Annotated in this window: 23 protein-coding genes and 2 pseudogenes; 9 read left to right on the forward strand and 16 right to left on the reverse strand. The window is 66.1% G+C overall.

The genetic code is table 11. The features are described 5' to 3' along the window. Positions 1–5 precede the first annotated feature (5 nt). From J2S75_RS17690 to J2S75_RS17700, 3 genes are all read left to right on the forward strand, one after another. Positions 6–932, forward strand: a complete 927-nt coding sequence (locus tag J2S75_RS17690; RefSeq protein WP_307021782.1) for a phosphoenolpyruvate carboxykinase (ATP) — start codon at positions 6–8, stop codon at positions 930–932. A gap of 345 nt (positions 933–1,277) precedes the next feature. Beyond that, on the forward strand, positions 1,278–1,550 hold the full coding sequence (locus J2S75_RS17695; RefSeq protein ID WP_307021784.1) for a PqqD family protein: 273 nt from the start codon (positions 1,278–1,280) through the stop codon (positions 1,548–1,550). Next, the gene (locus tag J2S75_RS17700) at positions 1,547–3,484 is read left to right on the forward strand and encodes an asparagine synthase-related protein (protein ID WP_307021786.1); all 1,938 of its coding nucleotides are present in this window, start codon (positions 1,547–1,549) and stop codon (positions 3,482–3,484) included. Before J2S75_RS17695 ends, J2S75_RS17700 begins: the two co-directional genes overlap by 4 nt. A 61-nt stretch (positions 3,485–3,545) precedes the next feature. Here the strand turns inward: J2S75_RS17700 and J2S75_RS22485 are convergent. The 7 genes and pseudogenes from J2S75_RS22485 to J2S75_RS17730 all read right to left on the reverse strand — a co-directional run. After that, positions 3,546–3,804: pseudogene (locus tag J2S75_RS22485) on the reverse strand (IS66 family transposase); the annotation flags it as partial. After that, positions 3,805–3,959: pseudogene (locus J2S75_RS22490) on the reverse strand (IS66 family transposase zinc-finger binding domain-containing protein); the annotation flags it as partial. Positions 3,960–3,980: 21 nt separating this feature from the next. Next, a complete protein-coding gene (locus J2S75_RS17710; RefSeq protein WP_307021788.1) occupies positions 3,981–4,904 on the reverse strand; it encodes an acetamidase/formamidase family protein in 924 nt (307 codons plus the stop codon). Between the two features lie 35 nt (positions 4,905–4,939). Next, positions 4,940–5,791 (reverse strand): ABC transporter permease, encoded by an 852-nt coding sequence (locus tag J2S75_RS17715; protein ID WP_307021790.1) that lies wholly within the window; start codon positions 5,789–5,791, stop codon positions 4,940–4,942. Between the two features lie 10 nt (positions 5,792–5,801). Further along, a complete protein-coding gene (locus J2S75_RS17720; protein WP_307021792.1) occupies positions 5,802–6,623 on the reverse strand; it encodes an ABC transporter ATP-binding protein in 822 nt (273 codons plus the stop codon). Then, complete coding sequence (locus J2S75_RS17725; RefSeq protein WP_307021794.1) at positions 6,620–7,642, reverse strand: ABC transporter substrate-binding protein; 1,023 nt, start codon at positions 7,640–7,642, stop codon at positions 6,620–6,622. Before J2S75_RS17725 ends, J2S75_RS17720 begins: the two co-directional genes overlap by 4 nt. A gap of 274 nt (positions 7,643–7,916) precedes the next feature. Next, complete coding sequence (locus tag J2S75_RS17730; protein ID WP_307021796.1) at positions 7,917–8,312, reverse strand: transposase; 396 nt, start codon at positions 8,310–8,312, stop codon at positions 7,917–7,919. A gap of 403 nt (positions 8,313–8,715) precedes the next feature. Here J2S75_RS17730 and J2S75_RS17735 point away from each other — a divergent pair, with 403 nt between their 5' ends. The 6 genes from J2S75_RS17735 (at position 8,716) to J2S75_RS17760 (ending at position 15,281) form a co-directional block, all read left to right on the forward strand. Next, entirely contained in the window at positions 8,716–9,966 is a 1,251-nt protein-coding gene (locus J2S75_RS17735) for a substrate-binding domain-containing protein (protein ID WP_307021797.1), read from the forward strand. Positions 9,967–10,179: 213 nt separating this feature from the next. Beyond that, positions 10,180–11,799 carry an urea ABC transporter permease subunit UrtB gene (gene urtB / locus J2S75_RS17740; protein ID WP_307021799.1) on the forward strand — a complete coding sequence of 540 codons (1,620 nt, stop codon included), beginning with the start codon at positions 10,180–10,182 and terminating at the stop codon, positions 11,797–11,799. Next, positions 11,796–12,890, forward strand: a complete 1,095-nt coding sequence (urtC, locus tag J2S75_RS17745; RefSeq protein ID WP_307021801.1) for an urea ABC transporter permease subunit UrtC — start codon at positions 11,796–11,798, stop codon at positions 12,888–12,890. The genes urtB and urtC overlap by 4 nt, the downstream gene beginning before the upstream one ends. Continuing rightward, positions 12,890–13,618: an urea ABC transporter ATP-binding protein UrtD gene (gene urtD / locus J2S75_RS17750; protein ID WP_307021803.1), complete on the forward strand. Its 729-nt coding sequence runs from the start codon at positions 12,890–12,892 to the stop codon at positions 13,616–13,618. Before urtC ends, urtD begins: the two co-directional genes overlap by 1 nt. Positions 13,619–13,620: 2 nt before the next feature. Continuing rightward, positions 13,621–14,313 carry an urea ABC transporter ATP-binding subunit UrtE gene (urtE, locus tag J2S75_RS17755; protein WP_244450407.1) on the forward strand — a complete coding sequence of 231 codons (693 nt, stop codon included), beginning with the start codon at positions 13,621–13,623 and terminating at the stop codon, positions 14,311–14,313. 32 nt (positions 14,314–14,345) lie between these two features. Then, positions 14,346–15,281 (forward strand): acetamidase/formamidase family protein, encoded by a 936-nt coding sequence (locus J2S75_RS17760; protein ID WP_307021806.1) that lies wholly within the window; start codon positions 14,346–14,348, stop codon positions 15,279–15,281. A 147-nt stretch (positions 15,282–15,428) separates the two neighbouring features. Here J2S75_RS17760 and J2S75_RS17765 read toward each other — a convergent pair whose 3' ends face one another. The 9 genes from J2S75_RS17765 to J2S75_RS17805 are packed head-to-tail and all read right to left on the reverse strand — an operon-like array spanning position 15,429 to position 24,120. Next, complete coding sequence (locus J2S75_RS17765) at positions 15,429–16,241, reverse strand: CheR family methyltransferase (protein ID WP_307021808.1); 813 nt, start codon at positions 16,239–16,241, stop codon at positions 15,429–15,431. Then, complete coding sequence (locus tag J2S75_RS17770; RefSeq protein WP_370874169.1) at positions 16,238–17,437, reverse strand: protein-glutamate methylesterase/protein-glutamine glutaminase; 1,200 nt, start codon at positions 17,435–17,437, stop codon at positions 16,238–16,240. The genes J2S75_RS17765 and J2S75_RS17770 overlap by 4 nt, the downstream gene beginning before the upstream one ends. After that, positions 17,434–17,814, reverse strand: coding sequence for a response regulator (locus J2S75_RS17775; protein ID WP_307021810.1), 381 nt, complete (start codon positions 17,812–17,814; stop codon positions 17,434–17,436). Before J2S75_RS17775 ends, J2S75_RS17770 begins: the two co-directional genes overlap by 4 nt. Before the next feature lie 25 nt (positions 17,815–17,839). After that, positions 17,840–18,313, reverse strand: a complete 474-nt coding sequence (locus J2S75_RS17780; protein ID WP_244450412.1) for a chemotaxis protein CheW — start codon at positions 18,311–18,313, stop codon at positions 17,840–17,842. Further along, positions 18,310–20,988 carry a hybrid sensor histidine kinase/response regulator gene (locus tag J2S75_RS17785; protein ID WP_307021812.1) on the reverse strand — a complete coding sequence of 893 codons (2,679 nt, stop codon included), beginning with the start codon at positions 20,986–20,988 and terminating at the stop codon, positions 18,310–18,312. The genes J2S75_RS17780 and J2S75_RS17785 overlap by 4 nt, the downstream gene beginning before the upstream one ends. Positions 20,989–21,043: 55 nt before the next feature. Next, positions 21,044–22,717, reverse strand: a complete 1,674-nt coding sequence (locus J2S75_RS17790; protein WP_307021814.1) for a methyl-accepting chemotaxis protein — start codon at positions 22,715–22,717, stop codon at positions 21,044–21,046. Positions 22,718–22,736: 19 nt separating this feature from the next. Then, positions 22,737–23,258 (reverse strand): hypothetical protein, encoded by a 522-nt coding sequence (locus J2S75_RS17795; protein WP_307021816.1) that lies wholly within the window; start codon positions 23,256–23,258, stop codon positions 22,737–22,739. Beyond that, positions 23,255–23,632 (reverse strand): magnesium transporter CorA family protein, encoded by a 378-nt coding sequence (locus J2S75_RS17800; RefSeq protein ID WP_307021818.1) that lies wholly within the window; start codon positions 23,630–23,632, stop codon positions 23,255–23,257. The genes J2S75_RS17795 and J2S75_RS17800 overlap by 4 nt, the downstream gene beginning before the upstream one ends. Then, positions 23,629–24,120, reverse strand: a complete 492-nt coding sequence (locus tag J2S75_RS17805) for a rod-binding protein (protein ID WP_307021820.1) — start codon at positions 24,118–24,120, stop codon at positions 23,629–23,631. The genes J2S75_RS17800 and J2S75_RS17805 overlap by 4 nt, the downstream gene beginning before the upstream one ends. Between the last annotated feature and the right edge of the window lie 36 nt (positions 24,121–24,156).

Here is a 24,156-nt window from a genome sequence, read left to right on the forward strand (position 1 = left end):
GAAGTTTGTCGAAATACAATATATTTGGTCTTAAGGTCCTTAGTGAGATTGATCTGCCGGGGACACCTGCGTTTCAATTTGAGAGCATCGAGGCCGATGTACAGATTGTTATCGGCACGGTACCCGACAGGTTGTCTGAGATCCATGCTGAAGGACCAAATTGGCAGCATGGTGTTGGAAGATTTTTGCTTCATGTACCCAAGGTCTCCAGGTTTCTTATCGAAGGCGGCACGATCATCATGATCGATCCTGCGGGCGGCGGGGCGGTCTCTGACTGCACTTCTTTCCTGCTGGGGCCGGCCTTCGGCGTCCTGCTGCTACAGCGCCGACGGCTTGCGCTGCGCGCCTCGGCCATAGAAGTCGGCGGCGGGGTGATCGCCATCGCCGGACGGTCGGGGACTGGAAAGTCGACCCTGGCCGCCTATCTGAGCCAGCTCGGCTATCCTCTGGTCGCTGACGACGTGCTGGCTGTTTCCATCGGCCTTGATGGCGAAGCTGTGCCGCACCGGGATGGCGGGGTGCTCCAGCTGTGGACGGCGTCGGTCCGGCATTTGCGTCTCGGTGATGGCGTGATTGTCCCCGTGCGGAGCGGTTCAGGAAAGCACTATGTGCGCCCCGCTTTGCGATCAGAACGGAATGAACCGTTGCGTGTGTTGGCGGTAGCCTGTCTGGTTGATCGTCATGTCATCGACGAGGATCGCGGCGGCGACGGGCAACGGGCCGAGCCCTTAAGCAGTCCAAACCAGGCCTTGATGCTAGCGGAGTCGCGCTACCTTCCTTTAGTTGAACAACTTCATGTCAATGATCTTTCACGACTTCAGGCGAGTGTCGGACTCATGCGCTCTGCAACCGTTCACCTAATCACACGCGGCTATGACCTAAACGAACTTCCGAAGCTCGCCGAGAGAATCCTCGCCCTCGAACATCCCTGATTCTGCCCTGTTCCCGGGCATTTTTCCACCAGTTCGACGAACCCACGGGCTTTATGAACTTCTTTGGGCGACCCGTAATCTGCGACAATAGGTCAAAAAGAACCAGTTTGACATGTTGGTGCGCTCGATCATATGGTGGTAAAACGATAGGGATTGGGCGGTGATTTATGAGTGACTTGGATAAGGGCACAACCGACGAGGCGAAAGACAAGGAAGCTTGGATTACGCCTCAGTTGACCGAAAGCACGATTGAGGAACTGACTAAAGGTGGCGTGACAAACACAGATTCGGAAAGCTTAACGGCACAACCGAGTTAGAGAAGTTGATAATCGGCCGCTTTGAACGATGCAGACCACCACATATCAGCGCGTGACAGATGGCGTGTATTCCGCCGATCTGGGGGCAGAGAAGATGTTGTTGCGCGCCGCTAGTGGTCATTACATTGGATTGAATTCCACAGCGGCGAGGATTTGGGATTTAATCGAACATCCACTGACAATCGATGAAATCTGCGCTGCGCTTGGTGCCAAGTTTGATGTTCCCGCTGACCTTTGCCGCGCGGAAGCCCTGGCATTCCTGGAACTGGCGAGGGAGCGCGGGATAGTCATCACGTCATGAGCGGCTTGTGCGGCTTCCTCAGGCTGGACGGAGGCCCCGCATCCCTGGCCACGTTGCAGCGCCAAATGTCGGCGCTTGCTCATCGGGCCAAGCATGGAAAGGGGCACTTCTGTGCTGGCCCCTTGGCCCTGTCGCATCTCGCTACGCACGTGTTGCCTGAAGACCGGTCAGATTCTCAACCCCTCGCCGATCACGAATGTGGAATCGTATTGGTCGCCGACATTCGCCTCGACAACCGGCAGGCATTGATCGGCGAACTCGACCTCGACGCCGAGGCGACACGATGGCCCGATAGCCACATATTGCTGAGCGCGTGGCGCCGCTGGGGCGAAGCCATGGTGGACCGGCTTTTGGGGGATTTCATCGTTATTGTCTGGGATCAGCGCAGCCGCAAGCTATTTCTCGCGCGGGACGCAACCGGACAACGCAATCTCTTTTTTTTCCATAACGAAGAGATTTTTGCTTTCGCCTCCGAGGTGAAGGGCCTGTGGCCGGTTGATGAAGTTCCCAAGCGCCTGAACGATCGTTTTTTTAGTCATCTATTGCTCCCCACTGCCGGCTATGCGCCGCTGGAAACTGCGTTTGCGTGTATTCGCGCCGTGCGTCCTGGAACGGTCAAAGTTATTCAGGCCGACGGACGCAGCCATGAGCGCCAGTTCTGGTCGGCGAAACCCGATCCGGCCTGGGTTGGTCTCCGTGAGGCAGAGTATATTGAGGCCTATCGAGAGACGTTGAAGATCGCCGTTATTTGCCGCTTACGAAGCATTGGAAATGCGGGCCTGTTCTTAAGTGGCGGGTTTGACAGTTCGTTGATTGCGGCAATCGGTGGCCCTCACCTCGCGGCTGAGCGGCGGAAACTGCAATGCTATTCCTATGCGCTGAATGGAGATGATAGGGGACTGCCGAGCCCTAATCTCCGTTGGATAGAATCCTGTAACAAGCACATCTCCGGACTGGATGTGCATTTCGTGAATCCCGTAGGTAAAACGCCGCTCTCGGATTGGGTCACTGCCATTCATCAGGCAGACGGCCCCGTGCCGGGCTATCACTATTTGACAAGCCACATTCTTGATGTTTCAGCGCAGGCCGGTGTTCGTGTTATTCTGGATGGGCATGGCGGTGATCTGACGCTTAATCCTTGCTCGCCCGCCGTCTATCTAAACCACTTGATTTGCACGGGCCGGTTGCTTCGCGCCTTGCGCGAGCTTCCAGCAATGGTGCGCGCCGGAGGCGTCACCTGGCGTCACGCCCTGCAGTCATGGATACTCGCCCCCTTTCTTCCCGACGCCCTGCGCCGGCAATGGCGCAATTTCCGAGGGCGCCCGAGCAGAGCTGGGGTCGGTATCTTGATGTCAGATGCACTTCAACAGAATTTGGCTCAGGAGGGGATACAACAGGCAGATTTTCCACCATCTGGACGGTCATTCCGACCCGGCGATCGAGAAGACTACCATCGCCGTGTACTTGAGCGGCACCTCGGCAACGCCTCGGTCTTCCTGTCAAATGAGTCGGCGCACAGAGGCATGGACATCGCCCGCCCCTATATGGACAGACGGGTGGTGGAGTTGGGGCTGGCGATTCCCATCACGTTGCACTACCGCAATGGGATCAGCCGCCATTTGGGACGAAGCGCCTTTGGCGACGCTCTCCCGCCAGGGTTCCGGCGCGGCGACAACCGCAAGGAAATCATGCCGCTCGATCATCACCGGCGTGTGCTATCAGCGCGCGCGGAGTTGCTGGCATTGGCGACGCATTGTGAGCAAAGGCAACGCCAGACGCACATGAATTTTAACCGGATCAGAATGCTGATGGCCCGCGCTTGCGGCGAGGCTCCGGAAGGTGAAGTCATCCGCGATGCGGCGAAGGCTGCCTATGGCGTACTCATCGCAGCCTTTATCGATCACCATGATCAAAGCAATTACCGACCAGACTGAATGGCCTGCTGCCGGCTCCGACGGCGCAGCCGGGCACCGGCCGTCACCGCTTCACTCGTCGCCAAGCCTTCCGTCCCAGGGCGAAGCCGCGCAGCGCGCGTTCCGCCGCCTTGGTGGACAGGCAGGCACGGCCGTCATCGAGGACGGTTGCAAAGCCGTTCCAGCGCCTGAGCATGCAGTCGATCGGCTTGGCAACCGACGCCGAGCGGGAGAGCGTGAGGCGCTGCCCGCCGAGCCTGGCGTGCCGGTCATCGACGAGAGGTCGGCTCCGCGCCTTCCGGGGCATCGCGACGCTCCGGCGCACTCAAGCCGCTGATCCCGCAAGGGCGGCAGGGGAACGTCTCGCGAACGGTCTGGATCACCTTCCAGGATCGCGGCACGATCTCCAGGGGCCCGGTAACGTCCTGTGCGCGCGTCGCAGCTTCATCGAGCCGCAGCAGGGATCGCTGGTCGGCGCCGGCACGACGACGCGCTGGAAACGCAGCGCCGCGCCCGATCACGCCGCGAACTGGGCGAGGATCGCTTTGTCGACCTTGCAGATATAGGTGTATTTCGGGTTCACCACCTGGGTGCAGCGGGCCTCGGCGATCTGGCCGAGCAGCATGTAGCCCTCCGGCGCCGGGATGCCGTAGTCGTCCTCCAGCCAGTAGATCATCTCCTGGAAGGCGGTGCGCATCGCGTCCTCCAGCGGGCGGGCGCAGCCGAGCGTGCAGATATGCGTCGGCGTCTCGATGCGGGGGTGGGTGAGCCGCGCCGGCGCCGTCTCCAGCGTCACCCGCACGGTGAGCGTCGCCGCCACCTCGATGGCGCCCATGCCATTGGCCTCGCCATCGCCCTGCAGCGCGTGGCAGTCGCCGAGGAAGAGATGCGCCCCGTCATGGTTGACGCGGAACATCACCTTGTTGTCGGCGGTGATTTCCTGCACGTCGAGATTGCCGCCATGGGTGCCGTTGTCGACGGTCAGCACCGCGCCATGCACGGGGGCGACGCCGGCGACGCCGATCATCGGGCGCACCGGCAGCTTCACCTTGTCGCTCCAGTGGACGAGCCCGTGCTTTATCTCCACGACATGGGTCCGCAGGCCGAATTCCTTCTGCCGCACCCAGTCCGGGAACATGCCGATGCCGGGCCACAGCGCGGTGAAACCGAGCGTGTCCACCTCCATCTTCACGATCTCCAGCACCAGCATGTCGCCCGGCCTGGCGCCCGCGACCTCGATCGGCCCGGTGGCGCCGTTGACGAAGGGCAGGGTCACGTCCGCCTCGGTCAGTTGCTGGCCGACATGGCGGATGGTGCCGTCATTGGCGTTGATGGCGCACTCCACCACGAAGGTCTCGCCGGGCGCGACGCGGGCGATGAAGGCGTCGGCGGCGGAGAGGGCGTATTTGATGTTGCCTTCTTTGGCGACACGCTGGGTCATGGTCACTCCGTTGGGCACTGGGGCAGGGGGGCGGTTCAGCCGAGGCGGCGCCAGGGCATGAGCCGCTTTTCCACCTTGCCGACGAGGAAGGTGAGGAGCAGGGCGAGGGCGATGGTGGCGACCAGCGCGGCGAACACTTTCGGGATGATGTAGAGCGAGCCGGCCTTGAAGATGGCGTGGCCGAGCCCTTCCGAGGACGACATGAACTCGCCGACAATGGCGCCGATCAGCGCGAAGCCGACGGTGAGCTTCAGCCCGGCGAAAATGTCGGTGAGCGAGGCCGGCACCACCAGCTTCCGGAAGATCTGGAATTTCGAGGCGCCGAGCGTGCGCATCAGGTTGATCTGGTCCTCATCGACCCCGATGGCGCCCTTGTAGGAGGTGACCAGCGCCACGATCACCACGGAGAGCGTCGACATGGCGATTTTCGACATCAGTCCGGTGCCGAACCAGATGATGATGATCGGCGCCAGCGCGATGATCGGGATCGAGCCGAGCGCGATGACGAAGGGCTCGATGACGCGGGAGACGAAGCGCGAATACCACAGCGACAGGCCGATCAGCGTGCCGATGACATTGCCGACGGCAAAGCCCAGCAGCGTCTCAACCCCGGTGACATAGGTGTCGCGCCACAGGCTGCCGTCGCTGGCCATGGTCACGAGGAAGCCGGCGATGGCGGAGGGCGAGCCGAACATGAAGGCCGCCTGCCGGTCGAAGGCGGTCATGTACTCCCAGAAGGCGATGAAGGCGGCGAGCAGGGCGAACTGGCTGAGGAGCACCAGCGCCGTGGCGCGCCGGCGGGCGCGCCGGTGGGCGGCGAGGCGCGCCGCCGCGCGGTCGTCCGTCGCGGGGGCATCCATGGGGATGAAGCGGGCGGATGCGTCCATGCCGCTCCTCCTAGTTTCGCGCCACGTCGAGATCGGCCCAGATGCGTCGGACATAATCGACGAATCCGGGGCTCTCGCGGGCGGCGATCATGTCGGTGCGGTCGCTGGCGAGGGCGATATCGTACACCGCCTTCACCCGCGTCGGGCGCTTCGAGAGCACGATGACGCGGTCGGCGATGGAGACCGCCTCCTCGATGTCATGGGTGATGAGCAGCACCGAGCGGCGGCTTTCGCGCACCAGCCGCGCCGTGTCGCTCTCGATCAGCAGTTTGGTCTGGAAATCGAGCGCGGCGAAGGGCTCGTCCAGCAGCAGCACGTCCGGCTCGTTCACGAGGGTACGCGCGAGCGCCACACGCTGGCGCATGCCGCCGGACAGCGTGGTGGGGTAATGCTCGGCGAAACCATGCAGGCCGAGCTTGTCGAGCACCACATGGCTGCGTTCCTCGGCGTCGGAGAGCGGCACGCCGCGTATCTCCAGCCCGAGCATGACGTTGCCCAGCGCCGTGCGCCAGGGCAGCAGCAAATCCTTCTGCAGCATGTAGCCGACGCCCGCGGGCTGGCCGGAAATCTCCCGGCCGTGCCAGCATATGCGCCCGGCATCGGCGGAGATGAGCCCGCACAGCGTGTTGAGCAGCGTGGTCTTGCCGCAGCCGGAGGGGCCGACAATGGCGACGATCTCGCCCTCGTTCAGGTTCAGCGACAGATCGCCGATGACGGGCACGATGCGCCCGTCCGCGTCGTAGCTCTTGGCCACGTGCTCGACGATGAGAGGCGGCGCGCCAGCCGGCGCGGCCGCCCCTCCCGCGACGGTGGGGGGGACCACCGCGCTCACCCGAGCTGCTTGATGGCTTTCTCGGCGAAGGAATTGTCGATGATCTCGTCGAACTTCACCGTGCCCTTGATGTTGCCGAGATAGAGCTGCATGTCCATCAGATTGGCCCACTGGTCCGGCTTGGTGATCACCGACTGCGCCGGGATGAGATATTTCAGCTCGGCGTCGATCGCCTTGTCGACCACCTCGCCCGGCAGATCGGGGAATTCCAGCCGCGCCACCTTCTTGGCGAAGGCGGGATCGGCATAGGTCATGCGCGAGGCTTGCTCGAAGGAGGTCACCAGCGCCTGCACCATGGCCGGATCCTTGGCGATGGTGGAGGGCAGCACCATGATGCCGGTGTTGCAGAACGGGCCGATATAGTTGGAGAAGTCGAACACCACCTTGGAGCCCTGCGCCTCGGCGGCGGCGACGCTCGGCTGATAGGCCACCGCCATGTCGGCCTGGCCGGCGAGCATGGCGCCGATCTCGGTGCCGGGACTGACCGGCACGATGGTGACATCGGTGCCGAGCTTCATGCCGGCCTTTTCCACCATGCGCTTGGTGACGGAATAATTGGTGTTGGGCTCAGGGGAGGTCACCACCTTCTTGCCCTTCAGCGCCATCGGGTCGGTGAAGGGCTCCATGGTCTTCGACACGCCGAAATAATGCGCGCGCTGCACCACCGTGCCGACCACCACGCCGGGGCCGCCATTCTCGCGCGAGATCTGCGCCATGGTGGCGTCGCCAATGGCGAAATCGGCGGAGCCGCCGAGCACGGCGGCGAAGGTCTGGGTGTCGCCGCCGGCGGCGGAGACCTTCATGTCGAGGCCGTTCTTCTCGAAAATGCCGGCGTGCATGCCGACATAGAGATTAATGTAGCCGAGGTTGTGCACCGCCTCGCTGAAATTCACCGTCTTGAGCGCCGCCGCGCTGGCGCGCCCGCCGAGATAGGGCGCGGCGATGAGGCCGCCGCCGATCAGGGCCGAGGTCTTGAGGAAGCCGCGACGATTGAAGCCGTCGGTTGTAATCCGGGACATGGGTTGCTCTCCACCGTGCTGAATGCCGCATGAGCCTCGGCGGAAAGGAAAAGACCGGGTGCAGCATGGCGCAAGCGCAAATAGAGCGCAGTAATCTGCCGCGAGGGGCGGCAGGATTTCCGTGTGTCACCGAAAGCAGCGCTCTGGCGATGCTGTCGCATCATTCGCGGGCCGCGCCGCGCACACGAGGCCGGCGGAATGATTATTTCCACCGCGCGGCCCGGATCATTCTGTCAGTTTTGCCATTTGGCGCGCCTAAACAACCGGCAGCGCCTCAGCGCGTGACGCGGACCGAGGCGAAACGGCCGACGACCGAGCCGCCGCAGCGCTCCGCCGCCAGCATCGAGGCGCGATGGGGCGGCATCGCGCCGGCCGGCAAAGGGAGGCGGCCGGGACGGTGGGGCCGCTCGCCGGGCGGCTCGGTGCGCTCGGGCGCGTGCAACTGCTGCGACAGGTTCGACACCAGCGCCCGCAGCCGGCGGTTCTCGGCTTCCAGTTCCTTCATCTGCATCACCGCCGGCGCGCTCAGCCCGCCGAAGCGGCGGCGCCAGCGGTAGAAGGTGCGCAGCGAGACCTGGGCGGTGCGGCAGATCTCATCCACCGGCACGCCGGCATTCGCCTCCTGGATCAGGTGGATGATCTCGCTTTCGGTGAACTGCGAACGTCGCATCGGATCGTCCTCATGAATGTTGACGGATCGAACGGTCGAACCTGTCCCCACACCCCTAGCCGGTCATCTGGCGCGGCGGCCGTCAGCCGCACATCAGATAAGCATGCGCTTAATATGAGCACAGTACCGCGTCTCGCCCCGCGCGGCGACCGAAATCCTGCGCCGCGTCACCGCCGGGCCCGGTTGCTTGGCCGCATGGGATGGTGCGGGCGGTTCTCGCCCCGGCCCGCGCGGTGGCGGGCGGGGAGAGGCGCGCGCCCGCAAGTGGCAATCCTGCCAGAAACGGCGCGAGGGCAGGCCCGGTGCCGCGCCATTGGGCAGGGCTGAACATTATATGAAGTTGCGCCGGGACGGGGGTTCAACAGAATTCGCGGCATCTTCCGCTCATCGAGGTGTCCGTCCCATGGTCAAGTTCTCGCGGCGTTCCTTCCTGCAGGCGAGTGGCGTTGCGGCCGCCGGCCTCGCCTCTCCCCTCGCCATGCCGGCCTATCTGCGCAGCGCCCGCGCCGCCGGCCCGGTGAAGCTCGGCTGCCTGTTCTCCTCCTCCGGCACCATGGCCAATCTCGAAGGCCGGCTGAACTATGTGGTGAAGATGGCGGCCGACGAGATCAACGCCAAGGGCGGCGTCAACGGCTCGACCATCGAGGTGCTGGTGTCGGATCCCGCCTCCGACTGGCCGCTCTACGCCCAGTCCGCCAAGCAGATGCTGCAGCAGGAGAAGGTCGCGGCGCTGTTCGGCTGCTGGACCTCGGTGTCGCGCAAGACCGTGCTGCCGGTGGTCGAGCAGGAGAATGGGCTGCTCTACTACCCCCTGCATTTCGAGGGCGACGAGAATTCCAAGAACGTCGTCTATGTGAACTCGCCCCCGGCCAGTTCGGTGCTGCCGGCGGTGGATTATCTGATGGGCGATGAGGGCGTCTCGGCCAAGCGCTTCTTCATGCTCGGCTCGGACTATGTGTGGCCGCGCACCATCAACAAGCAGCTCAAGGGCTACTTCAAATCCAAGGGCATCAAGGAGAGCGCGTGGAAGGAGGAATATGTCCCCTTCGGCTTCTCCAACTTCCAGACGCTGGTCAACCAGATCCGCGCTTTCGCCGATGAGGGCGGCGGCCAGCCGGTGGTCATCCTTACCGTGGTCGGCAATTCGATTCCGGATTTCATGCGCGAATTCGCCAATCAGGGCATTCTCGCCACCGACATTCCGGTGCTCGGCCTCGACATGGTGGAGGCCGATCTCGAAGGTCTGGACACCGCCAAGCTGGTCGGCCACCTCAATTGCTGGGCCTATCTGCAGAACGCCAAGGGCCCGGCCAATGAGGCGTTCCTGAAGAACTGGGCCGCCTATGTGAAGGCCAAGAACGTGCCCTTCTCCGGTACGGTGTCGATCGACCCGATGGTGTCGGCCTATGACTCGGTGCATCTGTGGGCGATGGCGGCGGCGAAGGCCGGTTCCTTCGACGTGCCGGAAGTCTCCAAGGCGTTCGCGGGCCTGACCTTCGACTGCCCGTCGGGCTACAAGATCTCGATGACGGGCGAGAACAATTATGTCGCCCGCGGCGTGTTCATCGGCTCGGTCAACGACAAGCAGGGTTTCGACATTCTCTGGCAGTCCAAGGACACGCCGAAGCCCGTGCCGTTCAGCCCCTATGGCTGAGTGAACCGGTACGCCGTCATCCCGGCCGCAGCCGGAGGCGGAGAGCCGGAATCGCGTTCCGTCTTCTTGGGCCGATCCCGGATATGGCCTTCGGCCATTCCGGGATGACGCCGGGCCGAGACGGTGTCTCCGCCTTTCACCGGCCGCCTTTCGTCCCTGCCTTTTCACCCGCCGCACATGGTCTTCCACCCTCCGTGCGGCCTTGAGTTCCCGATGAAGCTGGCGCCTTTCGTTTCTATCCTCGTCGGCGTGCTGGCCGGCGGCCTGCTCCTCGCCTCTCCGGCCGGGGCGCAGCCGCTCGACCGCGCCGCGCTGATCGCCAGAATGTGCGGCGAGGCCGCGGCGATGGGCGAGGCGGGCACCGCGCTCGCCGCGCTCGCCGCCAGCGGCGAAGAAGCTGAGCGCGCCTGGGCGGCGCCGCTGCCGCGCGCCGCCATCGACCGCACGCTCGCCTGCGACGAGGCCGGCGCCGTGCTCACGGAGGGCGGGCTTGATGCCCTCACCCGCGCGCCGCGCGCCGCGCAGGGTACGCCGCGCACGCCGCTGCTGAGCCTGAAGAACCGCCCGGTCTATGAACTCGCCGACGCCGCCTTCACGCTGCGCATGGCCCCAAGCGTCAGCCAGCGGGCGGCGGCGCTGAAGATACTGGAACGCCGCCCGGCGCTGATCCCGGCGGGCCTGCTGGAGGGGGCCGCGCAGGCCGAGACCGATGCGGGGCTGAAGGCGCAGATCGAAAACCTCGCCCAAAGCGCCGCGCTCAATGCCGCCGATCCCGCGCTGCGCCGCGCCGCCATCGCGCGCCTCACTGAGAACCCGAACCGCCGCACGCTGACCCAGCTCACCGGGCTGAAAAGCGACGCCGCCTATGCCACCGACGCGGCGTTCCGCCAGGCGGTGGAGTCCGGCATCGCCAAAGTCGAGCGCGGCATCGCGCTGGGGGACGCGCTGGCGACGCTCTATAATGGCTTGAGCTTCGCTTCGATCCTGTTCATGGCCGCGATCGGCCTCGCCATCATCTTCGGGCTGATGGGAGTGATCAACCTCGCGCAGGGCGAGCTGATCATGATCGGCGCCTATGTCACCTGGCTGGTGCAGCAGGGGCTGCGCAGCCTCGCGCCCGGCCTGCTCGACTGGTATCTGGTGCTCGCCATCCCGTTCGCCTTCCTTGTCACCGCCGCCATCGGCATCGCGCTGGAAGCGAGCCTTCTGCGCCATCTCTACAAGCGCCCGCTGATGAGCCTGCTCGCCACCTGGGCGGTGAGCCTGTTCCTGATGAATCTGGTGCGCGTGCTGTTCGGCACGCAGAACCTGCAATTCGAGACGCCGTTCTATGTCACCGGCGGCGTGCCTGTGATCGGCGACTTCATTTTCACCTGGAACCGCATGTTCGCGATTGCCTTCGCCGTGGTGACGCTGGCGCTGACCTGGGCGGTGGTGCGCAAAACGCCGCTCGGCCTCAACATTCGCGCGGTGACGCAGAACCGCGACATGGCCGCCTGCATCGGCATTCCCACGCGGCGCGTCGACATGATGGCGTTCGGCCTCGGCTCCGGCCTTGCCGGGCTGGCCGGCCTCGCGCTGTCGCCGATCTATTCGGTGAACCCGCAAATGGGCCAGAACTTCATCATCGACGCCTTCATGGTGGTGGTGCTCGGCGGCGTCGGCACCATCGCCGGCACGGTGGTGGCCGCGCTCGGCATCGGCCAGATCAATGTGCTGATCGAGCCGCTGTGGGGCGCGGTGGCGGCGAAGGTGATCGTGCTGTTGATGATCATCGGCTTCCTGCAATGGCGGCCGGAAGGGCTGTTCGCCGTGAAGGGGCGCCGCAAATGATGCCGCTGTCCAAGGACCGTCCCTTCCTCGCGCTGCTGCTTGCGCTGGTCGGCGTGGCGCTGGCGATGGGGCTGCTCGCCGGCACGCCCTTCGCGCTGTCGCGCTACCTCGCCAATGCCATCGGCCAGCTCGCCGCCTTCGCCGTGCTGGCGCTCGCGCTCGATCTCATCTGGGGCTATCTCGGCATCTTGTCGCTCGGCCATGGCCTGTTCTTCGCCGTTGGCGGCTATGTCATGGCCATGTATCTGCTCAAGCACTCCTTCGTGGTGACGGGGACGGTGCCGGACTTCCTGCAGTTCATGGGCTGGAAGGACTTCCCCTTCTACTGGGCAGGGTTCGAGTTCTTTCCCTATGCACTGTTCGTCGCCGTGGCGGTCACCGGGCTGATCGCCGGCATCTTCGGCTATGTCTCGTTCCGCTCGCGGGTGGGCGGGGTGTATTTCGCCATCATCACCCAGGCGCTGGTCTATGTCGCCATGCTGCTGATGTTCCGCAACGACACCGGCTTTGGCGGCAATAATGGCATGACCGGCTTTGCCGTGCTGTTTGGCTGGCCGATGGGCACGAGCGGCATGATCACCGCGCTCGCCATCGCCTCGCTCCTGGTGCTGGCCGGCGTGCTGGTGGGCTGCCGCCTTCTCGTCGGCAGCCGCTTCGGCGCGCTGATGCTGGCGACGCGCGACGACGAAACCCGCCTGCGCACGCTGGGCTATGAGACGCTGCGGCTCAAGCTCGGCGTGTGGTGCCTGTCGGCGCTGATCGCCATGTGTGCGGGCATGCTCTATGTGCCGCAGGTCGGCATCATCAATCCGCGCGTGCTCTCGCCGGAACTGTCGCTGGAGATCGCGGTCTGGGTGGCGATCGGCGGGCGCGGCCATCTCGCCGGCGCGGTGATCGGCGCGCTGCTGGTCAATGCGGTGAAGTTCTGGCTGTCCTTCGCCGCGCCGGACATCTGGCCGTTCATCCTCTCCGGGCTCATCGTGCTCGTCGTGCTGGTCTTCCCCAACGGCTTGATGGACCTGGCGACATTCAAACTCGTCCGCCCCATGGGGCCGCGGCGCGCGGCGGCCGCGCTGGAGGAGGGGCGCTGATGGCGGTCACCGCTCTCCTCGTCGACGGGCTTACCGTGCGCTTCGGCAGTTTCCGCGCCATCGACGCGCTGTCGCTCGCCATTGATTATGGCGAGGTGCGCGCGGTGATCGGCCCCAATGGCGCGGGCAAGACCACGCTGCTCGATGTCATCTCCGGCATCACCCGGCCGAAGGAGGGGCGGGTGCTGTTCGACGGCGCGTTCGACCTGACGCAGGCCAGCGACTCCGCCATCGCCCGCGCCGGCATCCGCCGCAAGTTCCAGAAGCCCAGCGTGTTCGAGGGGCTGAGCGTGCGCCAGCACATCGCCATCGGCGCCGATGCCGGCTTCCGCCGCGCCCTCGACGCGCCGGCGCTGGAGGACCGCGTGAGCGAGGTGCTGGAAACGGTCGGCCTCGCCGGTCACGCCACCCATCTCGCCGGTGAGCTCAGCCATGGCCAGAAGCAATGGCTGGAAATCGGCATGGTGCTGGCCTCCGACCCCAAGGTGCTGATGCTGGACGAGCCGGTCGCCGGCCTCACCGATGAGGAGACCGAGCGCACGGCGCAGCTGGTGCGACGGCTCAACCGGCCGGACCGCGCCATTATCGTGGTCGAGCACGACATGGATTTCGTCGAGCGCATCGCCGACCGCGTCACCGTGCTGCATGAGGGCCGCACCTTGTTCGAAGGGCCGATGGACAAGGTCCGCGCCGATGCCGGCGTCATCGAGGTCTATCTGGGGCGCTGAGCATGCAGTTCCGTATCGAGGCACTCGACCAGCATTATGGCTCCTCGCAGGTGCTGCGCCAGGTGGGGCTGGAGATCGCGCCGGGCGAGTGCCTGGCGGTGCTCGGCCGCAACGGCGCCGGCAAGACCACGCTGCTTAAATGCGTGATGGGGCTGATCGCGCCGAGCGCGGGTCGGGTACTGCTGGACGGCGCCGACATCACCGGATGGTCGCCCAACCGCCGCTCCCGCGCCGGCATCGCCTATGTGCCGCAGGGCCGCGAAATCTTCTCGGAACTGACGGTGGGCGAGAACATCGAGGCCGCCGCCCGCGCCCATGGCACCTATGGCACGGCGGCGATGGAGGAGGCGGTGAGCCTGTTCCCGGTGCTGGCCGAGATGTGGAAGCGCCCCGGCGGCGCGCTGTCGGGCGGGCAGCAGCAGCAGCTCGCCATTGCCCGCGCCCTCGTCACACGCCCGCGCCTTTTGATCCTCGACGAGCCGACCGAGGGCATCCAGCCCAATATCGTCGCCGCCATCGGCGAGGTGCTGCGCGCGCTGAAAGGCCGGCTCTCCATCCTGCTGGTCGAGCAATATCTCGACTTCGCCATCGAGACCGCCGACGCTTTCCTCATCCTCTCGCGCGGGGCCGTGGTGGAGAGCGGCCGCGCCGAGGCGATGAGCCGCGCCCATCTCACCCGTTTCATCGCCGTCTGACACGCGCTCGCGCATCGCATCAGGAGTTCCCCATGTCGCGCCGCTTTGAAATCCCGGCCACGCCGGAAAACATGGTCTGGGGCTATCTCGACAGCCAGACCCCGCCCGTGCTCGAAATCGCCTCGGGGGATGTGGTCACGCTGCATTCCTTCCCCGCCGGCGGCAAGGAGACTCTGCCCGAGACCCTGCCGGTTCCCGAGGATTACCGGCTGGCGCTCGACACGCTGCCGCAGGGGCCGGGGCCGCATTTCATCACCGGCCCGATCTATGTGAAGGACGCCAAGCCCGGCGACGCGCTGCAGGTCGACATTCTCGACGTGAAGGTGCGCCAGGACTGGGGCTTCGTCTCCATCCTGCCGCTGCTCGGCACGTTGCCGGACGAGTTCACCGATTACGAGACCATCCACCCCGTGGTCGACCACGCCAAGAATGTCTGCATCATGCCCTGGGGCACCGAGATTCCGCTCGATCCCTTCTTCGGCATCATCGCCACCGCGCCGCCGCCGGCCTGGGGCCGCTGCGGCTCGCCGGTGCCGCGCGCCTTTGGCGGCAATATGGACAATAAGGAGCTGCGCGCCGGCACCACGCTGTATCTGCCTGTTTTCAACGAGGGCGCGCTGTTCTTCGCCGGCGACGGCCACGGCGTGCAGGGCGATGGCGAAGTGTGCATCACGGCGCTGGAAACCGGCGTCACCGGCACGTTCCGCCTTACCGTGCGCAAGGACATGGCGCTCGACTGGCCCTTCGCCGAGAGCGCGACGCATCTGATGTCGATCGGTCTCGACGAGGATCTCGACGACGCCGCCAGGCAGGCGACGCGCGAGATGGTCAAGCATGTGTGCGAGCGCACCAATCTCTCGCGCAACCAGGCCTATATGCTGTGCTCGCTCGCCGGAAATCTGCGGGTGACGCAGATGGTGGACGGCAATAAGGGCGTGCACATGCTGCTGCGCAAATCGCTGCTGTGACGCCGCGCCGGCGTTGAAAGGAAGCCGCCCGTGCGGGCGGCTTCCGTCTGGGCGGCTTCCTTGGGGGGCTTGCCTGTCTTTTCCCGTCCGGGCGCGCCTCGTCCTTCCCCGGCGGGGCCGGGGCCGCCGCGACGGCCGGAAGCCGTATCAGTTCTTGCGGATGTAGAAGCCGTGCTGGCTGCCGGGCACCAGCTCGGTGGACAGGCCCAGCACGCTCTCGGCGCCGCCGAGCACGAGATAGGCGTCCGGCGCCATGACGCTGGCGATGCGGCTGAGCACGTCGCTTTTCGTCGGCGCGTCGAAATAGATCAGCACGTTGCGGCAGAACACGATGTCGAACTGCCCAAGATGGCCGAAGGGCTGCAGCAGGTTCAGCCGGGAGAAGCGGACCATGGAGCGTATGTCGGCATTGATCCGCCACATGTCGCCCTCCTGGTTGAAGCACTTCAGCAGATACTGCACCGGCAGGCCGCGCTGCACCTCGAACTGGGTGTAGAGACCCTCCTTCGCCCGGTCGATCACCTCGCCCGAGAGATCGGTGGCGATGATCTCCACCCGCCTTCCGCCGAGCAGCCGCTCATTGTCGCGCAGCAGCATGGCGATGGAATAGGGCTCCTGCCCGGTCGAGGCGGCGGCGCACCAGATGCGCAGCGGCTGGCCCGGCGGACGGCGCGAGACGATGCCCGGCAGGATCAGCGAGGCGAGCTGTTCGAAGGGCCGCTTGTCGCGGAAGAACAGCGACTCGTTCGTCGTCATCGCCTCGGTCACCGCCTCGGCGAGCGGGGAGGTGCCGCGCTCTCGCAGGGCGGCGACAAGCTGCGCCACATTGGGGATCGCGGCCTTCCGCATGACCGGATCGAGCCTTGTCTCCAAAAGGTAATGCTTGTCGTCGGTGAGGGCGAGGCCGGATTTTTCCTTGAGGAAGCGCCGGAGGAACTCGAATTCGGCTGGCGCGATCATTCACGGCCTCCCGTGAGTAGCCGGTTAACCCGGGGGCCGATCTCCACCATGGGCAGGATGCCGGCGCAGGCGCCGATCGCCGCCGTGGCGCCGGGCATGCCCCAGACCACGCTGCTTTCTTCGTCCTGGGCGATGACGCTGCCACCGAAATCGGCGATCTTCAGCGCGCCGCGCGCGCCGTCGCTGCCCATGCCGGTGAGCACCACGGCAAGGGCGGCGGCGCCATAGATGCCGGCGACCGATTCGAACATCGGGTCGACGGCGGGCTTGCAGAAGTTCACCGGCGCGCTGTCCATGAGGCGGATCCGGCTCACGCCGCCGCTCTGCACCACATCCATGTGCAGGCCACCCGGCGCGACATAGATCTGGCCGGCGACGAGGTCTTCCCCGTCGCGTCCTTCGGCGCAGCGCCGGCCCGAGGCGCGTGCGATGTGCTCGGCAAGGATGGCGGTGAAGGTGGGCGGCATGTGCTGCACCACCAGCACCGGCACGCGGCCGATGGTGGGACCGATATCGGCGAACAGTTTGGTGAGCGCTTGCGGCCCACCCGTGGAGCTGCCGATGGCAAGGAGGCCCGGCGGCATGCGGGAATAGGCGCGCAGCTTGCCATCGGTACGGCCGAGGCCGGGAATCTTCGGCGGGGCGGCGGCCGGGGCCGTCGCGGGCGTGCCGGCAGCGGGCGCACCGGCCGTGGTCGAGCCGACCGGCGGGCGCGGCATGGAGCGGCGGCGCACGCGCTGGCCGAGGCTGCGGGCCTTGGCCAGAAGCTCGGCGCGGAATTCTTCCGCCGCCACCGGGCCGCGCGCGCTGTCGGGCTTGGGCAGGTAGTCCGCCGCGCCGAGGGTGAGCGCGCGCAGGCTGACCTCCGCGCCGCGGCGGCTCAGCGCCGAGGCGACCAGCACCGCGGTGTTGGCCTTGCGCTCAAGGATGAGCGGCAGGGCGGTGAGGCCGTCCATGTCGGGCATTTCGAGATCGAGGATGACCACGTCCGGCTGCGAGCTCTGGACATCGTCGGCGGCGCGGCGGCCATTGGGATGGGTGCCGACCACGGTGAACTCGCCGGATTCGCCGAGCCACTTGCTCAGAATGCCGCGCATGAACACCGAATCGTCGACGATCATCACCTTGATCGGCGGACCGGATGGCTGCGCCTGCGGCGGCGCGGCGGGCGTGCCAGGGGGACGTGCGAGCGTCATGTGGGCTCTTCCTCCAGCAGACCGACCTCGACAAGCTTCTCCCGCAGGATGTCCGCGTCGAACGGCTTCATGATGTACTCGTCCGCGCCGGCCGAGAGGGCCGAAGCGATGTGGGAGGCATCGTTATTGGTGCTGCAGAACACCACACGCGGCGCGGTGCCGCCGGCCTCGCTGCGCAGCTGCTCCAGGAATTCGACGCCGGTGAGCTCCGGCATGTTCCAGTCGAGCAGGATGCCGTCCGGCATCTGCCGGCGGCAGCGCACGAGCGCCACGGCGCCGTTCTCGGCCTCATCGACCTCGAACGACCATTCTTCCAGCATTCGCCGCGCGACCTTGCGCACCACACTGGAGTCGTCAACGACAAGAAACGTCTTCATCGGCTTCGTTCCCGGCTCCGCCCCCTCATGCCGCGCTGCGCACGCCACCGACGGTGGCGAGCACACGCTCGACATCGAGCACCACGAGCAGTTCCGTCTCCAGGCGATGCACGCCCTCGGCGAACTGCGTCCACTCTTCCTCAAGATTGGGCGGGTTGCTCTCATAGGTGCTGGGGTCGAGCAGCAGCACGTCCCCGACCCCGTCGATGAGCAGGGCGAACGCCTCGCCCGTGCGCTCGATGCCCACCGCCATGCGGGCGAGGGTGCCGTCCGACAGGCCGAGCAGGCGGCGCATGTCGATCATGGTGACGATGCGGCCGCGCAGGTTCAGCACCCCGTCGATCTCGCGCGAGGCGAGCGGTACCGGAGTGATGCGGTCGGGGACGAACACCTCGTTCACCGACGAGATCGGCAGGCCGAAGAGCTGTCCGCCGACGCGGACCGTCACATATTGATGGGCGTCGCTGCGCCCTTCCACATTGGCAGCTGCCGTGCTCATGCCGCCTTCTCCTCATCCTCGTGGACCGCGAATTCGCGCAGCGCGGCGAGGAGGCCGTTGCGGTCGAACTTCGCGACATAATCGGTGAAACCGGCCATCCGGCCGCGTTCGATGGAATCCGCGTCGCCGCCGGTGGCGATGGCGATGATCGGCAGGTTCTCCATGTGCAGCTCGCTGCGCACGCGCTCGGCGAAGCCGATGCCGTCGAGGCCGCGCAGATCGACCTCGCTGACCACCGCGTCGAAGCGGGCGTCGCCGGAGAGCTTTTCCAGCGCCTCGCTGGCGGAGGTGCAGGTGGTCACGGCATAGCCGTTGCCCTTCAGCACCGGTTCCAGCATCGCGCGATGGAAGGCGTTGTCGTCCACCAGCAGCAGCCGGCCATTGCGCTCATGGCCATGCCCGACGGGAATGTCGAAGCTCTCGCCAAAGGCGCGCTGCACGAAATGCGCGACATCGAGCACTTCGGTCGCGGTGCCGTTGATGATCGCTCCGCCCATGATGTCCGGGGAGGTCGAGGACAGCTTGAGTTCGAAGGCGGTCTCGACGATGTCGACGATCTGGTCGACGACAAGGCCCATGGTCCGCTCGCCTTCCGAGAAGATGAGGAGCGGCTGCTTGCCGGAGGTCTTCCGCTCCACTTCGTCATTGGCGTAGAGGATCGGGATGAGCGTGCCGCGATACTGCGCGACGCACCGATCCGACAGGCGCTCCACATCCTCGGCGTCGAGTTCTTCGAGGCGGGTGACGAGGGCGAGCGGCACCGCCTTGAGCCCTTCCGCGCCGGCGCGGCAGAGCAGCAGCGACATCCGGTTGGAATCGGCGTTCTTCGCGGCATCCGCCTCGCTCTTGGTCGCTTCGCCGGTCTTGTCCGACCGCGACGCCGCGACCTGCGACAGGCCGTTGGGATCGATGATCATGATGACGCGCCCGTCGCCGAGAATGGTGCTGCCCGAGACCAGGGAGATGCCGCGCAGCACGGAGGCGAGCGGCTTCACCACGATTTCCTCGGTGTGCGAGACGCTGTCGACGACGACGCCGAAGCGCTGGCTGCCGACCTGCATCACCACGATCAGCTCGCCCTCGGGACGCTCGCCCCAATGGCAGGACAGGCCCATTACCGAGCCAAGGTCGAGGATCGGCAGCAGCCGGTCGCGCAGGCGCAGCACATGGGCGTGCTTGATGAAGCTCAGCGAATGCTCGCTGTCGCCGCGCACCCGCACCAGCTCGACCACCGAGGTCTGCGGCAGGGCGAAGCGCTCGCCGGTGGATTCGACGATCAGCGCCGGGACGATGGCCAGCGTCAGCGGGATCTTGATGGTGAAGGTGGTGCCCTCACCGCGCTTGGAGCGGACATCGACCGTGCCGCCGATCGCCTCGATATTGCAGCGCACCACATCCATGCCGACGCCGCGGCCGGACACGCTGGTGACCTGCTGCGCGGTGGAGAAGCCGGCCTGGAAGATGAAGCGGAAGGCCTGCGCATCGGTCATGCGCGCGGCGTCGGCTTCCGTGCACAGGCCGTTCTCGACGGCCTTCGCCTTGATGCGGCTGACATCGAGCCCGCGCCCGTCATCGGCGATCTCGACGATGACATGGCCGCCCTCGTGATAGGCGGCGAGGCGGATCGTGCCCTTTTCCGGCTTGCCGGCGGCGCGCCGCGCGGCCGGCATCTCCAGACCGTGATCGGCGGAATTGCGCACCATATGGGTGAGCGGGTCCTTGATCTGGTCGAGCAATTGCCGGTCGAGTTCGGTCTCGGCGCCGTGCTGTTCCAGCTCGATATGCTTGCCGAGCTCATGGGCGAGGTCGCGCACGATGCGCGGCAGCTTCTGCCAGGCATTGCCGATCGGCTGCATGCGGGTGCGCATCACCGCTTCCTGCAATTCGCCTGTCACGGTGGAGAGCCGCTGCAGCGGGCTCTTATATTCGCTGTCCTCGTTGCGGCGGCTGATTTCCATCAGCTGGTTGCGGGTCAGCACCAGCTCGGAAACCATCGTCATCAGATGTTCGAGCACGGAAACGTTGACGCGGATGGTCTGCGCCGCCGCCGCCGCCGGGTCGTGTCCGGCCGCGGCCGGTTCGCCCTCGGCGGCCTTCGGCGCGAGCGCGGGGGCGGGCGCGGGGACCGCCTTGGGGCGGGCTTCCACCGCCGTCTCGCGGAACATGCGCTCCAGTTCGTCCAGCGGCACTTCGCCCGGCAGCAGCTCGCGCTCCAGCGTGCCGGCCGCGGAGGCGGTCTCCACCGGCGCCGGCATGGCGGCGGCGAGCGGCGGGGCGACCACCTCTTCCTCGACGGTCTCCTGCGCGGCTTCCGCTTCCAGCGCCGTGATCAGGTCCTCGTCCGCCCCCGGAGGCTCGACACCGTCGGTGCGCTCGATCTCGGCCAGAATCAGCTTGATCCGGTCGATGGTGCGCAGGATCAGGTCCACCGCGCCCGACTTCACCGGCCGGCCGTTGCGGAACTCATCCATCAGCGTCTCGGCGGCATGGGCGAGACGTGCCAGCCGCGCCAGGCCGATGAAGCCGCACGTGCCCTTGATGGTGTGCACGAGGCGGAAGATGTTGTTGAGGATGTCCCGGTTGTTCGGGTCGGTTTCGAGCCTCAGAAGTTCGCCGTCGGCGACGTCGAGGCTTTCGCTGGTTTCCGTCAGGAATTCGCGGAGCAGATCGTCCATGACACTCACTGGATTGGGGTGATCTCGGAGCCGGCGCGCACGGCGCCGGCGGGGCTCAGGCGGCGCGGATACGTTCGATGAAGGTGTCGACCTGGGTGCGCAGGCGGCTGGCCTGAGACGACAGATCAGTGGCGGAGCGGACGATTTCGGCGGAGACGCGGCCGGTGTCGGCGGCGGCGACGCTCACCGTCGAGATGCTGGAGGACACTTCCTGCGTGCCCTGGGCGGCCTGGTGGACGTTCTGCGCGATTTCACCGGTCGCCGCCCCCTGCTCGTCGATCGAGGTGGCGATGGCGCTGGAAATCTCGTCGATGCGGCGGATGGTGCCGGTAATGTTCTCGATCGCCCGCACCACATCGTTGGTGGCGCCCTGCACGGCGGCGATCTGCGAGGAAATCTCGTCGGTCGCCTTCGAGGTCTGCTCGGCGAGGGTCTTCACTTCCATGGCCACGACCGCGAAGCCGCGTCCCGCCTCGCCCGCCCGTGCCGCCTCGATGGTGGCGTTGAGGGCCAGCAGATTGGTCTGCGAGGCGATGTCGGTGATGAGGTTCACCACCTGGCCGATGCGCTGGGCGTTGGTGGCGAGGCCGCGCACCACATCGGCGGTGCCGGTCGCCTGCTCGGTGGCTTCGCCGGCGATCTTGGCGGCGGTGGCCACCTGATGGCCGATCTCGCGTACCGAGGCGGCGAGCTCCTCGGCGGCGGAAGCGGCGATCTGCACATTGCTGGTCGCCTGTTCGGCGGCGGCGGCGACGACGGTGGACTGCTTGCTGGTCTCGTCGGCGGACGAGCTCATGCTGGAAGCGGAATGTTCGAGCTGGGTGACGGCGGCCGCCACGGAGCGGACGACGCCGGAGACCTCGCTGTCGAAGCGCTCGGCGAGATCGCGCATGGCGACGCGCTTCTCGGCTTCCATGCGCTCGGCATTGGTGGCCTGCTCGGCGCGCAGCTGCTCGGCGTCGCGCAGCGTGCCCAGAAGCTCGCCGGTGGAGCGCCAGAGGTCGCCGATCTCGTCCTTGCCCGGATTGGGCTCGACCGCGACATCGAGCTTGCCGTCGGCCACGGCCCTCACCGTGTCGATGACCCGGCGGATGGGGCGGCTCAGCGTGACGACGCCGATATAGAGGCCGGTGCCGATGCCGATGAGAAGGCCGATGATCGTGGCGGCGAGGATGACGAGGCCGGCCCAGCTGCTGACCGTGTTGAACTCCTCGCGCAACGGGTCGGTCATGTTGTGCAGCCGATCGACATGTTCGTTGAGCGAGGTCTGCAGCGCCTTGCGGTTGGCGCGGTTGGCCTCATTGTTGCCCTGGGTATTGGCCGCCTGCGGGCCTTCCACGGTGGCGAGGCGTGCGGTCTCGGTGCGGAAGGTGACGAAGTCGGCGACATCCTTGGCGACCGGGCCGAAGCTCGCCCGCACATCGGCGTCGTCGGTTGTGGTGACTTCCTGCGCGGTCTCCTCAAGCTGGTTGAGGCTACGCTTCAGACCGGCGACGAAGGGCTTGGCGGCGTCGGTGTCCTTCGACATGTAGATGCCGCGCGCATCCATGACGACGGTGCTGACCAGGCCGTTGATGCGCTCGGCGAGGAAGGCCTGGCGGTGCAATTGGTCGAGCTTGTTGGCGAGGCGGGTTTCATGCGCCAGCGTGTAGACGGAAATGCCGCCGACGATCGCCGTTGTCAGGCCCAGCGTGGCGACGATGGAGTAGATTTTACCGGTGATCTTCATGTGACATTTCCGGGTGAGATCAATGCGTTGCTTTTTCGCCTGAGGCGGCGGATGATTTTTTCTTCGGCGCGTCGCCGGTGCGGTCGACAAGGGCGCGTATCTCGGACTTGTCGATGTAGTTGATGCCGTCGACGAGTATTTCGGTTATGACGTCGCCTTTGAGCTTTTCGTTCGCTCGCATGCGTATATTGGCCATCATTTCGGCGAGGTTGTATTTCGACAACTTGCCGAATTCGATGCGGCCCTCGGTGTAGATCTCGTCGAAAGCGGCGTTGGTGACGAAGATCTGCGGGTCGATCGGCAGCTTGCGCAGCGTCCCGGCGTCGGCGGTGAACACCAGCTTGGCGATGACATAGCCGCGCACCGTGCCGTCGATGATCATCGGCACGTTGATCGGGTCGAGCCGGCGATATTCGAGCCCGGCGAGGTAGGGTTCCTCGCTCTTGGCGCCGGCCGATCCCGCCATCCAATAGGCCCCGCCATAGCTCGCCAGCAGCGTCACCAGGCAGACCCAGAGGCCGATGAACAGCAGACGCATCATCGCGCGGCCTGCCGGTTGAGCTGGGCGAAGGAATAGGTGCCGTCGGATTCCGCCTCGCCCATTTCGCGGCCGAGAAGGGCGGCGATTTCCTGCGCGGCGGAAAGATGGATGCGCAGCATGTCCTGATTGGCCTCCAGCCCGGCCCGCAGCCGCGCCAGCCGCGCGGACAGAGCGCCTTCGCGGGCGGCGTCGAACGCCTCAGGCAGCGAGCGAATGGCGCGCGTCAGCTCCAGCAGGCTGCGGCTCTTGCGGCGGTTGATCTCCTCGAAGTCCAGCGGCCGGCGCTGGGCGAGCGCGGAGGTTTCCTCCTCCACCGTCTCTTCCAGCCGGTCGAGCAGGCCCTTCAGCGTCGCAAGGGCGGGATTGGCGGTCATGATGCGCTGGGCCCGCCCCGCGCGGCGGCGAGGTGCTGGGCGATGCCGATGCCGCCGGATTTCGCCACTTCATCGGCGATGCGCTCGGCCAGCATGGAGCGCCAGACCTGCCCGGCGGTGCCGGCGCCGAACAGGGTGGCGCTCGATTTCGGCAGCAATTGCTCGACGAAGCCGCTCAGCACCATCGCCTCGAAGCGCCGATAGGGCGAGGCGCCGGGCGTCTCCTGACGGGCGGAAAGGGCGGTGGCGTTGGACAGCGCCCGGGCGGAGAAGCCGCCGAGCGGGCTGGTGCCTTCACCGAGGGCCGGAGCGGCGACGCCTTCGCTGGCGAGGGCGTCATCGAAGCCCACGCCCCCGGCGAGGTCCACGGCCCCGGCCGGACCGGCGGACGCGACCTCGCGCAGCCGCGCCGCCATGGCCTGCGCCTTGTGCGGATCGGCGGCTTTCACCACGTCGAGAAGGATATCGGATGGCGGCTGAATGCTCATCGGCTGCACCGTTACATTTTGACGGTTGCAGCCTCG

The organism is Ancylobacter polymorphus (assembly GCF_030813495.1).
In the GTDB taxonomy this organism is placed as follows: Bacteria; Pseudomonadota; Alphaproteobacteria; order Rhizobiales; family Xanthobacteraceae; genus Ancylobacter; species Ancylobacter polymorphus.

Coding starts and splice junctions, on each gene's coding strand:
- J2S75_RS17695 (WP_307021784.1), top strand. CDS start 1,278: ATGCAGACCACCACATATCAGCGCGTGACAGATGGCGTGTATTCCGCC.
- J2S75_RS17700 (WP_307021786.1), top strand. CDS start 1,547: ATGAGCGGCTTGTGCGGCTTCCTCAGGCTGGACGGAGGCCCCGCATCC.
- J2S75_RS17710 (WP_307021788.1), bottom strand. CDS start 4,904: ATGACCCAGCGTGTCGCCAAAGAAGGCAACATCAAATACGCCCTCTCC.
- J2S75_RS17715 (WP_307021790.1), bottom strand. CDS start 5,791: ATGGACGCATCCGCCCGCTTCATCCCCATGGATGCCCCCGCGACGGAC.
- J2S75_RS17725 (WP_307021794.1), bottom strand. CDS start 7,642: ATGTCCCGGATTACAACCGACGGCTTCAATCGTCGCGGCTTCCTCAAG.
- J2S75_RS17730 (WP_307021796.1), bottom strand. CDS start 8,312: ATGCGACGTTCGCAGTTCACCGAAAGCGAGATCATCCACCTGATCCAG.
- J2S75_RS17735 (WP_307021797.1), top strand. CDS start 8,716: ATGGTCAAGTTCTCGCGGCGTTCCTTCCTGCAGGCGAGTGGCGTTGCG.
- urtB (WP_307021799.1), top strand. CDS start 10,180: ATGAAGCTGGCGCCTTTCGTTTCTATCCTCGTCGGCGTGCTGGCCGGC.
- urtC (WP_307021801.1), top strand. CDS start 11,796: ATGATGCCGCTGTCCAAGGACCGTCCCTTCCTCGCGCTGCTGCTTGCG.
- urtD (WP_307021803.1), top strand. CDS start 12,890: ATGGCGGTCACCGCTCTCCTCGTCGACGGGCTTACCGTGCGCTTCGGC.
- urtE (WP_244450407.1), top strand. CDS start 13,621: ATGCAGTTCCGTATCGAGGCACTCGACCAGCATTATGGCTCCTCGCAG.
- J2S75_RS17760 (WP_307021806.1), top strand. CDS start 14,346: ATGTCGCGCCGCTTTGAAATCCCGGCCACGCCGGAAAACATGGTCTGG.
- J2S75_RS17765 (WP_307021808.1), bottom strand. CDS start 16,241: ATGATCGCGCCAGCCGAATTCGAGTTCCTCCGGCGCTTCCTCAAGGAA.
- J2S75_RS17770 (WP_370874169.1), bottom strand. CDS start 17,437: ATGACGCTCGCACGTCCCCCTGGCACGCCCGCCGCGCCGCCGCAGGCG.
- J2S75_RS17775 (WP_307021810.1), bottom strand. CDS start 17,814: ATGAAGACGTTTCTTGTCGTTGACGACTCCAGTGTGGTGCGCAAGGTC.
- J2S75_RS17780 (WP_244450412.1), bottom strand. CDS start 18,313: ATGAGCACGGCAGCTGCCAATGTGGAAGGGCGCAGCGACGCCCATCAA.
- J2S75_RS17785 (WP_307021812.1), bottom strand. CDS start 20,988: ATGGACGATCTGCTCCGCGAATTCCTGACGGAAACCAGCGAAAGCCTC.
- J2S75_RS17790 (WP_307021814.1), bottom strand. CDS start 22,717: ATGAAGATCACCGGTAAAATCTACTCCATCGTCGCCACGCTGGGCCTG.
- J2S75_RS17795 (WP_307021816.1), bottom strand. CDS start 23,258: ATGATGCGTCTGCTGTTCATCGGCCTCTGGGTCTGCCTGGTGACGCTG.
- J2S75_RS17800 (WP_307021818.1), bottom strand. CDS start 23,632: ATGACCGCCAATCCCGCCCTTGCGACGCTGAAGGGCCTGCTCGACCGG.
- J2S75_RS17805 (WP_307021820.1), bottom strand. CDS start 24,120: ATGAGCATTCAGCCGCCATCCGATATCCTTCTCGACGTGGTGAAAGCC.